This window comes from Halosimplex litoreum (genome assembly GCF_016065055.1).
Classification (GTDB): Archaea; Halobacteriota; Halobacteria; order Halobacteriales; family Haloarculaceae; genus Halosimplex; species Halosimplex litoreum.
In genome coordinates this window covers 72,353-86,049 of the sequence record NZ_CP065856.1, presented here as the reverse complement: position 1 = coordinate 86,049, position 13,697 = coordinate 72,353, and the positions used below count along the sequence as shown (strand labels likewise).

Here is a 13,697-nt window from a genome sequence, read left to right as displayed (position 1 = left end):
CCGGTTCGACCCCTCCCACTGCTCCGCTTTCTTTCTCCCTTTTCTTTCTCCGCTTTCTTTCTCCGTTTCGACCCGCCACGAGCTGCGGTGATGTCGATCGTGCTCAGTACAGGTGAGAGAGATAGCAATCCACCGTGGCGCGCGCTGTCGCGAGTCTCGTCTTTCTCGTGAGCGCAGCGAACGAGGGTTAGCGAGAGCTTCGATCTCGCCAGACGCGCCAGCACCGTGCGAGGGATGAGCGAACGGAGTGAGCGAATCGGCTGGGGAGGCTCGTGGCCGTCTGCGGTGCTGCGCGCGGCGGTCATGGTGCTGTGCGGTCCTGGCGTCCTCGTGAGTGGAGCGAACGAGGGCTCAGCGGAGCTTGCTCTCCTGGTGGACTGAACGGGCGAGGTGCGCTCGCGTGCAGTTCAGTCGTCTGCGGCGGCACTATTCGAGCGGAGCGAGAATATCCGCCGCAGCGACCGCGAGCGCGTCGAGGGCGGCCATCGCCTGCTGTCCCCGGTGAGTGCGGTCGCTGTCGCTCGACTTCGTTTCGCTCCAGTACAACCGGAACCAACCGATAAGTGAGCACGCGAACTGACCGCTCGCGAACCTCGACCCGACACCTTTCCGTTCGGACCACCAACCGATCCCATGGCCTTCCGAACCACGCTCGGCTGGTCGCTGATCTCTTCGGGTATCGTCACCCTGCTACTGGGCGTCCTCCCCGGCGGCGACCTGATGTGGGGGTTGCTCCTCCTCGCCGTCGGCGTCGCGACGCTGCTGTATCGGCAGACCTGACACGCCGTCGACGCGCGACGCGCCAGCCCCGCCTCAGGACGCGCTCGCGGTGAGGTTCAGCCCGACGATGCCGACGACGATGAGGCCGACGAACGCGACGCGGGCGGGGCTCAGCGGTTCGTCGAAGAGGACGATCCCGAGCGCGGCGGTGCCGACGGCGCCGATACCGGTCCAGACGGCGTAGGCGGTGCCGACCGGCAGGGTCTCGACGGCCTTCGCGAGCAGGACGACGCTGATCAGCATCGCGACGCCGGTCGCGGCGGTCGGGGCCGGGCGGCTGAGTCCCTCGGAGTACTCCAGGCCGATCGCCCACGCGATCTCGAACAGGCCGGCGACGAGGAGGAGGTACCACGCCATGAGGCCCCCTTTCGTGAGGGGGTGCCTGTGACTTGCGGTTCGAGCCCCCCGGCAGGCCGAGGTCGCGGCGCGGGGCCGCTCGCCCGACCGCTCTGCCGGGACCGCCGACGTTTATACGCTGGATATGTGTAGGGGTGTCTATGGAAGACATCTTCGTCGCGCGGTTGATGAGTTCGGACCTCCAGGCCGTCGGCCCCGACACGCTGGTCGAGGACGCCGCCACCCAGATGCAGGACAACGGCGTCGGGTCGCTGGTCGTCGTCGACGAGGACAACCAGCTGCTGGGCATCCTCACGACGACGGACTTCGTCGACATCGTCGCCAAGTCCAAGCCGAAGGCCCAGACCACGGTCGAGCGCTACATGACGACCGACGTGGTGACGACGGACGCCCAGACCTCCATCGTCGACGCCGCCGACCTGATGATCGAACACGGGATCCACCACCTGCCCGTGATCGACGACGAGGAAGGTGTCATCGGGATGATCTCGACGACCGACCTGGCCGGCTACATCTCCAGCGTGCAGACGCCGTCGCCGGCCTGACCGCGGGCGCTCCGTCTCCCTCTCCGTCACCGCTCGGCGACTGGAGAGCCACCGCTGGATCGGGAGCGTCCCGGCCGCGAGCGGCGGCGTTCCCGGTGGCCCGGTGGCCTCGAACTCGCAACCCGACGGTGTCATCGTACCGTCGATCGAACGGTTCTCGGTGGGTAGCCCGTCGAAAGCTGGCAACTACACTTGTCTCGTTTGCTCCGTATCGTACGGTATATGCCACGGGAGCCGTCCGACGACGACGAGCAGCGGGGGGATCCCCCGGGGATCGTGCGAGCACAGATCGAGCCGCGGTCGGAGACGGCCGACAACGAGTTTCTCGAACTGGTCGCGCGACTCGAAGGAGTAGACACGACCGAACTCCCCTCGCTGTACCGCGAGGTCAACCACACTATCGAGAACCTGTTCAAAACGCCGCCGTCGTCGGCCGCGCAGATGGAGGTCGCCTTCTCGTACTCGGGCTACAGAGTCACGATCGACCAGCGGGGCAACGTCAAGCTGGTTCGGGTGGACGACTCGGGCACGGCATAGCGGACGAGTCCGGACCGCCTCGACCGGCTGGTCAACGTATTTGCCCGTCGGCGTCCAACGACGGCACATGGCACTCCCGAGCTACTCCGAGTACTGGAACGAGATCGAGCCGGGCCTCCTCATCCTGGTCGGGTTCGTGCTGTTCGTCTTCCCGGAGCCGGCCACGTCGGCGCTTGGCGCCGGACTCCTGTTGTTCGGCGCGTCGTGGTGGTTCTACGAGTGGGAACGCTAGCCCGTGCTACCTGGGTTCGGACGGCTGACATCCGAGCGTATTAGGACGTACCCCCACCCAAAGGAATCGTAGGCGTATGCTGATATGAGCTCGGTGTCAACGACCGGTCGATGACTGGCGAGTCGCCCGCGACGCCGCCCGGAGGGAGTCGATGACCGAGGGCAGCGCCCTCGACAGGGCGATGACACTCGCGGAGATGGCGCCACACCCATCGGTGACCGTCGGTGTCCTCGCGGGACGCGAGGAGGCGTTCCCCGAGGGACGACTGCACCGGCCCCCGGTCACGCGCCTCGACGGGACCGAGGCGCCGGCGTACGTCCTGACCAACGCGAAACGCGGTATCGGCCTGGGAACCAAGCGCAACACGACGAAACCGGCCGGCGACCGCGGGACGGCGGTCGTCGTCACGGACCGTCGGACGCTCTGTCTGGTCGGTGGCGACGAGGAAGACAGCGTGGTCGAGGTCCCCCACGATTCGGTCGTCGCGGCCTCGTATCACACCGGGCTGCTCGCAAACCGATTCGTCCTCCGGACGCCGCGCAAGCAGTACCACTGCTGGGCCAAGCGGTCGACGAGCGAGTCGCTGCTCGCCGCAGCGGCGGAGTACGTCGAGGAGCGCACGTCGGAGTCGCCCGAGGAGATCGAGATAGACGACGGTGCGAACCAGCTAACCTACCGCGGCCAGCCGATCAGCCGCGAGGCCCACCCGGGCGTCCCCGACGAGCCGCCGTCGGACTCCGGGTCGGCCGGTGGTGACGGGCCCGACGAGGCCGGAGTCGAGAGCGACACCGCTCGCGGAGCGGACGGGTCGGACTCGGAGATCCAGTACCGCGGGAAACCAGTCGACCGGTCCGAGTGAGACGAGGCGGCGCGGTCGGAGAAGAGACGCCTTCAGTTCGTCGTCGTGACGGGCTCGTCGTCGGCCATCGCCAGGACCTCGTCGAAGAAGCTCTTCGAGTCGTTCGGGCCCGGGTTGGCCTCGGGGTGGTACTGGCGGGTGAGGATGTCGAGGTCGTCGTTCTCCAGGCCTTCGGGCGTGTCGTCGTTGACGTTGATCTGGGTGACTTCGAGGTTGTCGCCGGGGTCTGCGACGGTGTAGCCGTGGTTCTGAGTGGTCATGACGACGCGGTCGGTCCGCAGGTCACGGACGGGCTGGTTGACGCCGCGGTGGCCGAACTCCATCTTCTCGGTCTCGCCGCCCAGCGCGTTGGCGACGACCTGCTGGCCCAGGCAGATGCCCGCGATCGGCGTCTCGCCGACGAAGTCGTCGACGAGTTCGTTTGCTTCCTCGAAGTTCTCCGGGTCGCCCGGGCCGTTGGAGATGAACAGCACGTCGGGGTCCAGCTCGGCGACCTCCGCCTCGGTGGTGTCGTGGGGCATGAGGTGGACCGTCGCGTCGCGCTCGACGAGCGAGTCGACGATCGAGCCCTTGGCGCCGCAGTCGATCAGCGCCACGTCCGCGCCGTCACCGTCCTCGTTGTACACGACGGTGTCGGGCGTGGTGACCTGGTCGCCGATCTCCGTGTGGTCGCTCATGTGCTCGCACTGGTCGAGTTCGTCCAGCGCGTCCTGCTCGGTCACGTCTTCGCCCGCGGCGATGCCGCACTTCATCGCGCCGGAGTCGCGGATCTCCGTCACGAGGTCGCGGGTGTCGAGCTTGTCGACGGCCGGGACGCCCTCCTCTTCGAGCCACTCGACCACGTCGTCGGTCAGGTCGCGTGCGACGACGCCGCGCGGGTGGACGCGGTCGGACTCGAAGCGCTCCTCTCGGACCCCGTAGTTACCGATCAGCGGATAGGAGAAGGTGAGGATCTGCTCCTCGTAGGAGGGGTCGGTGAGACTCTCCTCGTAGCCCGTGTACGCTGTGGTGAATACCAGTTCCCCGCGAGTCGTGCCCGGCGAGCGAGCGCGCGCCTCGACGACGCGTCCGCCCTCCAGTGCCACGTAGGCGTCCGTCATTACGAGATGCGTATACCACCTCCGTGCATAAGCCTTGCTTTCGAAGCCAGGTTACGAATTTCGTAACGGTCAAGTGGGGTGGTGCGGAAGGTGGAGATATTCGATGGACGACCTCGACCGGGCGATCCTGAACATCCTCCGCAGGGACGCACGCACGCCGTATACGGAGATCGCCGACGACGTGGGGACCTCCGAAGGGACGGTCCGCAACCGCGTGGAGTCGCTCGTCGAGGACGGCGTCATCGAGCGCTTCACCGTGGCGACGCGGACGGGGAACGTCAAAGCGATGATCGAGGTCGGGGTCGACGTGAGCGTCGACACCCACGACATCAGCGAGCGCGTCGCCGACTGGACCGAGGTCGACTTCGTCTGGCAGGTCTCCGGCGAGGAGGACATCGTCTTCGTCGTCGACGCCCAGGACACCGAGCGGGTCAACGAGATCATCACCCAGACCCGCGAGCTGGACGAGGTCGTGAGTACGAAGACGAGGTTGATTCTGGACGAGCGCGTCGGGTGAGCGTATATCGCGAACCGGCGGACGCGGACGGGAGCGACCACCGACGCGAGTCGAAGACTGTTTGAACCCGCTCTCCCACGTGACTCCCATGAGTACGGACGACGAGGGGGCTCCCGGAGGCGACGGCGCGCCGTCGGCCGACGGAGCCGACGACTACCACGAGAACGCCGAGCAGTCGGTGATCGCCGTCGACGAGAACGACGAGGAACAGGGGCTGGTCAACCGCCTCGACGCTCACACCGGCGACGGCACTCGCCACCGCGCGTTCACCGCGCTGCTGTTCGACGAGGACGACCGCATCTTGCTCGCCCAGCGCAGCCCGAAGAAACGGCTCTGGGACACCTACTGGGACGGCACCGTCGCCTCCCACCCGGTCGAGGGACAGACGCAGGTCGAAGCGACCCGCCAGCGCCTGGAGGAGGAACTCGGCGTCACGCCCGAGCAGTACGACAACCTCCGGGTGACCGACCGCTTCGAGTACAAGCGCTACTACATGGACGAGGGCCTCGAACACGAGGTCTGTGCGGTACTGAAGGCCACGCTGCTCGACACTTCCCTCGACCCCGACCCCGAGGAGGTCGGCGGCTACATGTGGGTCCCCTACGAGCGGCTGCACGAGCATCCGCGCTGGTACCGGCAACTGCGGCTCTGTCCCTGGTTCGAGATCGCGATGCGCCGGGACTTCGAGTAAGGCGGTCGACCCGCCGTTCTCCCGCGAGTGCCCCCTCGCTTCTCACTAGAGCCGTCGCCTCTCGTCACCCCGTTCTCCGGCCGGTCCCCCGTCGGACCGTGTCGCGCTCTCCTCGTCGCCCTCGACGGCGTCGGACGCGAGCCTCCGTTCACGTTTCGGCGTCGTGAACGGTACGATTGCGACGGGCCGCCGAGCGACCGTCGGGACCCGACACGGCGTGAAACGGACACCCAGCGGCGCCACACCGACGGTGAGCGCGGGTTCGGGCGCGGACCGACTCCCGGACGGGGGTCGGCGGGCGTCAGTCGTCCGCTTCGAGTTCCGTCCGGTCGCGACCGTCGGTGCTTCCCTCACCGGTCGGATCGGCTGCAGAGCCCGGGTCCGAGTTCGCGTCCGACTCGCCGTTCGAATCCCCGCCGGAACCGGGTCCGACGCCGTCGGCAGCGTCGACCCGCTGAAGTCTGAGCGCGACGGTGCAACCGCTGCCCTCGTCGACGAACTCGACGGATCCGCCGCATTCGCGAACGACCCAGTTGACGAGCCAGAGGCCGACACCGCTGCCGTGCTCGAGTGCCGACTCGCGGCCCGCTTCGATGACGGTCCGTTCCTGGTCTTCGATCCCGGGCCCGTCGTCGGCGACCCGGATCTCGACGAACTCGCCCCGACGGTCCGGCGCTCGCACCTTGACCCCGGGGTCGTCGCCGGCGTGTTCGGCCGCGTTCTCGAGCAGTTCCTCGAAGGCCCGCTCCAGACAGGGGCCGCCGACCACTGTCAGCCCCTCGGGCAGGTCGACGGTGACGGTCACGCCGTCGTGAGCGGATTCGACGCCGTCGGCGAGGCTATCGACCCGCTCGGCGGCGGCGAACGCCTGGTCGCACTCCTCGTCGACCATTCTGGAGACGTGGCCGATCTTCTCGCTGCGGGCGACGATACCGTCGACGGTCTCCTCGATGCGGTCGAGTCGCCGACGCACGTCCTCGGTCTCCTCGACGTCCTGGCGGAGCAGTTCGGCGTTGCCGGCGACGACGTTCAACTCGTTGCGGAGATTGTGCCTGAGGACGCGGTTGAGCACGTCGAGTCGCTGCTCGTGCTGGCGGCGGTCGGTCACGTCACGGAAACTGACGACGCGGCCGGCGACGCCGCCGTAACTGCGGTAGAGCGGCGAGACACGCACGTCGTAGTACTGGCGTCCGTCGGGGCCGTCGAGTTCCAGGTCGGTCTGCCCCGTCGAGTCGCCGTCGATCGCCGACGCGAGTCTTGGCGCGACAGTTCCGATCGGCGTTCCGACGACCCCCTGTGGGTCGACGTCGAGGAGCTGTGCGGCCGCGGGGTTCACGTCGACGACGCGGTCCTCGTCGTCGAGGATGACGATCCGGTCGTCCATCTCGTCGACGACGGCCTCGCGGCCGAGCTGGCGGGTCGCGGGGGTGATAGACAGCAGCCGACCGCGGAACAGGGTGGCGGTCATGACGAGACCGCCGAAGACGAACCCGACGCCGCCCAGGTCGTACTGTCTGGGGACGAGGCCGAACAGCGACCCGGCCCACAGCGACGCGGCGACGAACATCGCGGCCAGCAGTGCCGTCCCCTGGCTGCGGAAGAAGTCCGTCGTGCGGAAGTTCAGCCGGACGAGTTCGAGCCCACCGACGGCGATGAGCAGGTAGGAGTAGCCGACGTGGGCCCACATCCCGGGGCCGAACTCCCGGGTCAGATACGCGCTCGCGCCGGCCGTCTCGATCCAGCGGTCGGCCCAGACGAGGTTGTGGGCGTCGTTCGTCCAGACCAGCGATGCGAACACGAGAGGTTCGACGAGCAACAACGCGAGCGCCCTCCGTTCCAGCGACCGGTCGCTCTCGGTGTAGGCGAGGACGGTCAGCAGCCAGGCGGCCGGGAGGACCACCGAGACGGTCGCGGCGACGCTCGACCACTGGAGCTTCCCGGCCAGTCCCGGCGACGCCAGCGCCATCCCCTGGGCGAGCGCGAACAGGCTCGCCCCCGCGACGAACGCCGACAGCGGTTTCGCGCCCGGCGTGTCGCGAAACGCCCACACGAACGTAGCGACGCCGCTCCCGACGATAGCCGCGAGCAGGACGAAGGGCGCAAACGCCGGCGTCGCCATCGATACGGGAGCTTTTCGCCGTCCCCGAGATAAGTGTATATGGCCCGATATCAAAATTGGATCGGAGCGGTCGCGACGGACCGGGCGAAACCGGTGACGGCGAGTGATTCGGTCGGTCAGGCGCGCCGGTTCGCGAGCGCCGTCCAGACGCCGAGCGCGCCGAGGAAGACCGCGGGGACGAACGGCAGGACAAGGTAGGCGTCCCGATACCCCAGCGGGAGCGTCTCGAGCAGCCCCTGGGCCTGTGGGATCCCGATGATCGTCCAGGGGATCACGACGAGCGCGACGACGAGCGCGACGACGAGCCCCCAGCCGCGGAGTCCGAACTCGCGCGATTCGGGGTCGGGCACGTCGTAACCCCCAGGGTCCACTGGCGGGACGCTCGCGTCCGATTCCGTTCCGGCTCCGTCGTCCGAGTTCCCACGCCGTCCGCGAGCGTCCGCGCGTTCGTCGTCGTCCGTAGCTGGCGTCTCACTCATCGTACTCACTGTCCGGGACCACGACGACCTTCCCGAACCCTTCGCGGTCCTCCAGCAGTTCGTGGGCGCGGGCCGTCTCGCTCATCCGCAGACGGTCGCGCACCCGTACTTCGAAGGTTCCGTCCCACACCTTCGCGAGGACGTCGTCGACCTCGCCGGGGGTCGCCATCGTCGAGCCGAGGATCGACAGCTGATTCCAGAACACCCGGTTGACGTTGGTCTGTGGCCGGCCGCCGGCGGTCGCACCGCAGGTGACCAGTCGGCCGCCCTTCGCGAGGCTCTGCAGCGAGTCGTCCCACGTCTCGCCGGCGACGTGGTCGACCACTACGTCGACGCCCCGGCCGTCCGTCAGTTCGCGAACCCGTGCGGCGAAATCGTCCTCGGTGTAGTCGATCGCGTGGTCGGCGCCGACTTCCCGGGCGTACTCTAGCTTCTCGTCGGTGCTGGCCGTCGCGAACACCTCGGCGCCGGCGTAGTCGGCGATCTGGACGGCGGCGTGGCCGACGCCGCCCGAGGCGCCGAGGACGAGGACCGACTCCCCGGGGTCGACGTCGGCGCGGGTGACGAGCATCCGCCAGGCCGTCTGGAAGACCAGCGGCGCCGCGGCGGCGGTTTCCCAGTCGACGCCTTCGGGGACGGCGACGAGGTTGTCCTCGGGGACGGCGGCGAGTTCGCCGTGGACCCCGGGGACGTGCTCGCCGACGATGTGGTAGTCGACGCACATCGATTCCTCGCCCGCCCGGCAGAACTCGCACTCGCCGCAGCTGACGCCCGCGGTGACCGCCACGCGGTCGCCGGGTTCGAAGCGGGTCACGTCCGCGCCGACCGATTCGACGACGCCCGCGGCGTCGCAGCCGGGGACGTGGGGCATCTCCAGGTCGACCCCGGGCAGACCCTTCCGGGTCCACACGTCGAGGTGGTTCAGCGCGCCCGCCTTCACGTCGACGAGCACGTCCCCCCGGCCCACCTCGGGGTCGGACCGCTCGGCGTACTCGACCACGTCGCGGTCGCCGTGGTCCGCGTACTGGACTGCGTACATACTCGTACTCGTTCGCGCGGTGTCAAAACGGTGACGAACCCGACGAACCCGCCGCGCCAGCGAGCGGCGGACGGCCCAGACCGATTCTCAGTTCGGATAATTCGGGGGTAAGCTCATTATGGGGGTCGGACAGATGGGAACGTATGTCAACGGCCGTGGGCGGACAGCGCGAGATAGAGATCCACCACCACTTCGTGTGGGGGAGCGAGCAGGAGGCGATGGACGCGGTCCTGGCGGAGTACACCGACCGCAACCCGAACGTGTCGGTCGCCGAGGAGCAGACGGTCATCAACGCGCTCCGGCTGATGATCAAGAGCCGGATCCTGCGCGAGGACCCGCCGGACGTGTGGGACGAGTGGCCGGGCGCGAACCTCCGACCGACCGTCGAGGCCGGCGCGACCGCCGACATCACCGAGCTGTGGGAGCGCACCGATATGGACCGGGCGTACTTCGACGGGATGGTCGACGTGGCCCGCTTCGACGGCGAGTACCACGCCGTCCCGCTGGATATGCATCGTATCAGCAACCTCTACTACAACGTCGAGCTGTTCGAGGCGGCGGGAGTCGATCCCGCGCGGCTCTCCGGCCCGACCGAACTCGCCGAGGCACTGCCGGCGCTGGCCGAGCAGGCCGACCAGCCGATCGCCGTCTTCGGGCGCAACCCGTTCGGGCTCCTCCAGCTGTGGGAGACCCTGTTCCTCGCCCACGAGGGGCCGAGCGGCTACAGGGAAGCGGCCGACGGCCGACCCTCGCCCCATCGAGCGGGCATCCGCGCGGGGTTCGACACGCTCGGCAAGTACCTCGCCGCCGGGCCGGACAACCCCGAGTTCATGGACTCCAGCGACCTCGAGTTCGCCTTTTCCGACGGCGAGGCGGCCTGCATCAACAACGGCTCGTGGTCGACCGGCCACATGGCCGGGACGGACATGGAGTTCGGTCACGACTGGGACTGCGTCCCGTTCCCCGGCACGGACGGAACCCACATCGTCAATACGAACGCGATCGTCCCGGCCGCCCACACCGAGGGCGACGACGAGGTGATGGACTTCGTCGAGTACCTCGGTTCCGCCGAGACGATCGAGCGGTTCAACACGATCAGCGGCTCGGTCCCGCCGCGCAGCGACGTGTCGGTCGCCGAGCTGCACCCGATGAGCCGCGAGCTGCACGATGCCTTCGGCGGCCGCGCGACCCAGCTCCCGTCGATGTGTCACGGGCTGGCGGTCCAGCCCGAGCAGGTCGTCCAGCTCAAAGACGCCGTCGCCACGTTCCTCCAGGACCGCGACGCCGACGCCGCCGCGGACACCGTGGTCACGGCGCTGTCCTGACTGCCGCCGCGCGCTCGCGACCGCCGTCGCATCCTCCCGATCGGCGCCGCCCGCATCGCCTCGGCCACGCCGCTCGGGGCGCTCCGCTCTTCCGGTCGGCATGCTGGCCTTTTTGGTTCGCTGCCGGGTAACGACGGCATGGTCGATTTCCAGTCCCGCGACACCAGCCGCGGGTACGGCGACGACGAGGACGAGGCGGCCGACGCAGAGGGGGACGAGACGGAGGGCGCCGAAGGAGAGCCGACGGACGAGCCGGTCGACGGGGAACCGGCAGCGGAGTCGACCGAGTCCGAACCCGCGGACGAATCGGCCGTCGACTCAGAAGCGGACGACGCGAGCACGTCCGAGAGCGGGGACACCGCCGAATCCGTCCCGGAGGCGTCCGACGATGAGAGCGATGCCGATGCGTTCGACTCGGGTACGGACCCACTCGCCAGTTCGTCCGGGGGACCGAGTGCCGACCCGCTTGCGCCCGACACGGGCGACGCCGGAACGGATTCCTCGGAGAGCGACGTCGGCACGGATCTGTCGACCGACGACGCCGAGGACCGGTCGGTCCACGAAAGCGGACGAGAACCGACCGACGACGGCCGCGGCGTCGACCCGTCGGCGGACGACCCGCTGTCGCAGGCGGGCGAGTCGGATCGGACCCCCGAGGAAGCAGACGACCCCGGGGACCACCCGTTCGCCGACGACGAGACCGACGCGGAGGCCGCCGTCGAGTCCGATGCCGGCCGCTCGCACGAGCCCGACGAGCACGCCCACGGGTCCGGCGGTCACTCCCACGACAGCGACGACCACGCGCACGATTCGGGCGGCCACGCTCACGGTCACGCCCACGGCGCAGCGGTGGACTTGCTCGGTGTCGCGGTCGTCACGGTCTCCTCCACGCGCACACGCGAGGACGACGCGAGCGGCGACGTGATCGAGGCGGTGATCGAGGCCGCCGACCACGAAGTGGTCACCCGCGAGATCCTCCGTGACGACCTCGACGGCGTCCAGACTGCACTGTTGAACCTCACCGGACGCGACGACGTGGACGTCGTCGTCACGACCGGCGGCACGGGCGTCACGCCCGACGACGTGACCGTCGAGGGCGCCCGGCCCCTCTTCGACCGCGAACTCCCCGGCTTCGGCGAGCTGTTCCGCATCCTCTCCTACGAGGAGATCGGCACCCGTGCGATGGTCTCCCGGGCCACCGCCGGCATGGTCGACGGTGTCCCGGTCTTCTGTCTCCCCGGGAGCGAGGCCGCCGCCCGGCTGGGCACTGAGGAACTCGTCGTCGAGGAGATGGCCCACCTCGTCTCGCTGGCCCGCCGCGACGACTGACCACCTGGCCTTGGGCTCGTCGCCCGCCGTCCGTCGGGCCGCCAATTCACCACAGCGTTCGGGTACCGATCCGTCCTCCCGAGACGAGAGCGTATTCGGTCCGATTCGGGTCGCCGTCGGCCGGTTCGCTTTCCCCAAGTTCAACCTTTCGGCGTTTCACGTCTGTTAACGCGGGCTAGCGGCGCGACGCCCCAGAACCGGAATCCGTCGGTTCGTCGGACCGAGCGGATCGAAATACGTCTCTTTAGGCTCTAAAATGCCGTAAATCGGCGCTAAATGCGACCTCGCATTAAGTGTAACCGGTCGCATGTCCCGGATGCAATGTCCGAACGCACCTCCACCCGACGCAACGTGCTGAAGGCAGCCGGCGCGGCGCTGGGCGCGGCGGCGATCCCGACGGCCGCGGCCGCGTCGACCGACGACTCGGAGTGGACCGCCGTCGAGTCGCCGACGGGGGGCACGCTCTACGACGTCGAGGAGACGAGCGAGGGCGCGTACGCGGTCGGCGACGCCGGGGTCGTCCTCGACCGAACGGAGCGGGGCTGGCAGAAGATCCTCGATGGCGGGCCGACCGGCAACGGCAACAACCTCTACGGCGCGGACGTGACCGACGACGGCGAGCGACTGTGGTTCGTCGGCTCCTCGGGCGCCATCGGCGAGTACGACGTGACGACGGGCAACCTGAACGACCACTCGGCGCCGATGGACGTGACCAACAACTTCAACGACGTGTCGGTCACGGGCGCGGCCGGCGAGGCCAACGTCTACGTCGCCGGCGACTCCGGGAAAATGTACTACAGCTTCGAGAACGGCGCCACCCAGACCTGGGACTACGTCACGCCCGGCTCCGGGTCGGCCATCAACGCCGTCGACTTCTACGACGACCGCAAGGGCCACATCGTCGACGGCAACAAGTCCGTCTTCGCCACCCGGGACGGCGCGACCTGGGACGCGATCGGACTGGCCGACGCCAACGTCAACTTCTACGGCGTCGACTCCGACGGGGCCGACGACGTGTGGGTCTCCGGCGGCGGCGGCATGGTGTTCCACTGGACCGGGTCGCGCTGGGTCCCCACCGACACCGGCGACGCCGGCCTCCGCGACATCGAGGTCGAAGGCGGTGCGGGCCTCGCCGTCGGCGGCGGCGGGAACGTCTACGACCGCGAGAGCGAGGCCTGGGAGTCCGACGCCACCCCGACTGGACAGAACCTGAAGGCCGTCTGCCGGAGGGGCGACGTCGAGATCGCCATCGGCGCCGGCGGCGCGATCCTCGAACACTGACTCGACTACGACGCTGGGGCCTATCTTGGCTCCAACCCCCCGCATTCGGTCCTCGGTAGACGTCTGTGTTGGTCGGTTTTTTGTGTGAGTTGAGCTATCGTTCCAGTCAAATACCTCGTGAAAGAAACAGACACGACAGCAACCGCACTCGCTGGTGACAGCAAGCGATGAAAGGGCGAGGCGCGCTCGCGGTCGCTGAGACGGGATATCCGCGCTCTCGGCACCGCCCGCGCGGATAGTGCCCGCTCAGGCGACTCACGGCGCGAGCGCGCCTCGCCCTTTCAGTCCGCCAGGCACAGCACCGCAGACGGCCACGAGCCTCCCCAGCCGATTCGCTCACTCCGTTCGCTCATCCCTCGCACGATGCTGTCGCGACACAAGAGTCGCGACAGCGCGCGCCACGGTGGATTGATCAGTCTCTCAGCTGTACTGAGCATCCGCGCGAACGCAGTGAGCGCGGTTCACCGCTCGCGCCGGCGGCGCGAGCGGCCTTTTTCACCCATGTTT

The 13,697-nt window shown here is 68.6% G+C and carries 15 protein-coding genes; 10 read left to right on the top strand and 5 right to left on the bottom strand.

Features of this window, described 5'->3' with window-relative positions:
• Positions 1 to 633: 633 nt before the first annotated feature.
• Positions 634 to 780, top strand: a complete 147-nt coding sequence (locus I7X12_RS00470; protein ID WP_198061934.1) for a hypothetical protein — start codon at positions 634 to 636, stop codon at positions 778 to 780.
• Between the two features lie 33 nt (positions 781 to 813).
• Here I7X12_RS00470 and I7X12_RS00465 read toward each other — a convergent pair whose 3' ends face one another.
• On the bottom strand, positions 814 to 1,137 hold the full coding sequence (locus tag I7X12_RS00465; protein WP_198061933.1) for a DMT family transporter: 324 nt from the start codon (positions 1,135 to 1,137) through the stop codon (positions 814 to 816).
• 140 nt (positions 1,138 to 1,277) lie between these two features.
• On the opposite strand from I7X12_RS00465, the gene I7X12_RS00460 reads away from it, so the two are divergent.
• The 4 genes from I7X12_RS00460 (at position 1,278) to I7X12_RS00445 (ending at position 3,310) form a co-directional block, all read left to right on the top strand.
• A complete protein-coding gene (locus tag I7X12_RS00460; RefSeq protein ID WP_198061932.1) occupies positions 1,278 to 1,682 on the top strand; it encodes a CBS domain-containing protein in 405 nt (134 codons plus the stop codon).
• Positions 1,683 to 1,904: 222 nt separating this feature from the next.
• Entirely contained in the window at positions 1,905 to 2,219 is a 315-nt protein-coding gene (locus I7X12_RS00455) for a HalOD1 output domain-containing protein (RefSeq protein WP_198061931.1), read from the top strand.
• Between the two features lie 67 nt (positions 2,220 to 2,286).
• Positions 2,287 to 2,451, top strand: coding sequence for a hypothetical protein (locus I7X12_RS00450; RefSeq protein ID WP_198061930.1), 165 nt, complete (start codon positions 2,287 to 2,289; stop codon positions 2,449 to 2,451).
• 151 nt (positions 2,452 to 2,602) lie between these two features.
• Positions 2,603 to 3,310 (top strand): PH domain-containing protein, encoded by a 708-nt coding sequence (locus I7X12_RS00445; protein ID WP_232342959.1) that lies wholly within the window; start codon positions 2,603 to 2,605, stop codon positions 3,308 to 3,310.
• 32 nt (positions 3,311 to 3,342) lie between these two features.
• Here I7X12_RS00445 and carA read toward each other — a convergent pair whose 3' ends face one another.
• Positions 3,343 to 4,410: a glutamine-hydrolyzing carbamoyl-phosphate synthase small subunit gene (gene carA, locus I7X12_RS00440; protein ID WP_198061929.1), complete on the bottom strand. Its 1,068-nt coding sequence runs from the start codon at positions 4,408 to 4,410 to the stop codon at positions 3,343 to 3,345.
• Between the two features lie 103 nt (positions 4,411 to 4,513).
• Between carA and I7X12_RS00435 the strand changes: the two genes are divergently transcribed.
• Positions 4,514 to 4,927: an Lrp/AsnC family transcriptional regulator gene (locus I7X12_RS00435; RefSeq protein WP_198061928.1), complete on the top strand. Its 414-nt coding sequence runs from the start codon at positions 4,514 to 4,516 to the stop codon at positions 4,925 to 4,927.
• A gap of 88 nt (positions 4,928 to 5,015) precedes the next feature.
• A complete protein-coding gene (locus I7X12_RS00430) occupies positions 5,016 to 5,618 on the top strand; it encodes an NUDIX hydrolase (RefSeq protein ID WP_198061927.1) in 603 nt (200 codons plus the stop codon).
• Between the two features lie 301 nt (positions 5,619 to 5,919).
• Here I7X12_RS00430 and I7X12_RS00425 read toward each other — a convergent pair whose 3' ends face one another.
• The 3 genes from I7X12_RS00425 to I7X12_RS00415 form a co-directional block, all read right to left on the bottom strand.
• Complete coding sequence (locus tag I7X12_RS00425; protein WP_198061926.1) at positions 5,920 to 7,737, bottom strand: histidine kinase N-terminal 7TM domain-containing protein; 1,818 nt, start codon at positions 7,735 to 7,737, stop codon at positions 5,920 to 5,922.
• A gap of 116 nt (positions 7,738 to 7,853) precedes the next feature.
• Positions 7,854 to 8,216 (bottom strand): hypothetical protein, encoded by a 363-nt coding sequence (locus I7X12_RS20505; RefSeq protein ID WP_232342957.1) that lies wholly within the window; start codon positions 8,214 to 8,216, stop codon positions 7,854 to 7,856.
• Positions 8,209 to 9,255, bottom strand: a complete 1,047-nt coding sequence (locus tag I7X12_RS00415; protein ID WP_198061925.1) for a zinc-binding dehydrogenase — start codon at positions 9,253 to 9,255, stop codon at positions 8,209 to 8,211. Before I7X12_RS00415 ends, I7X12_RS20505 begins: the two co-directional genes overlap by 8 nt.
• Before the next feature lie 143 nt (positions 9,256 to 9,398).
• Between I7X12_RS00415 and I7X12_RS00410 the strand changes: the two genes are divergently transcribed.
• The 3 genes from I7X12_RS00410 (at position 9,399) to I7X12_RS00400 (ending at position 13,190) form a co-directional block, all read left to right on the top strand.
• Positions 9,399 to 10,580, top strand: coding sequence for an ABC transporter substrate-binding protein (locus tag I7X12_RS00410; protein ID WP_198061924.1), 1,182 nt, complete (start codon positions 9,399 to 9,401; stop codon positions 10,578 to 10,580).
• A gap of 138 nt (positions 10,581 to 10,718) precedes the next feature.
• Positions 10,719 to 11,909 carry a molybdenum cofactor synthesis domain-containing protein gene (locus tag I7X12_RS20810; protein WP_198061923.1) on the top strand — a complete coding sequence of 397 codons (1,191 nt, stop codon included), beginning with the start codon at positions 10,719 to 10,721 and terminating at the stop codon, positions 11,907 to 11,909.
• A gap of 321 nt (positions 11,910 to 12,230) precedes the next feature.
• Complete coding sequence (locus tag I7X12_RS00400; RefSeq protein ID WP_198061922.1) at positions 12,231 to 13,190, top strand: WD40/YVTN/BNR-like repeat-containing protein; 960 nt, start codon at positions 12,231 to 12,233, stop codon at positions 13,188 to 13,190.
• The last annotated feature ends 507 nt before the right edge of the window (positions 13,191 to 13,697 follow it).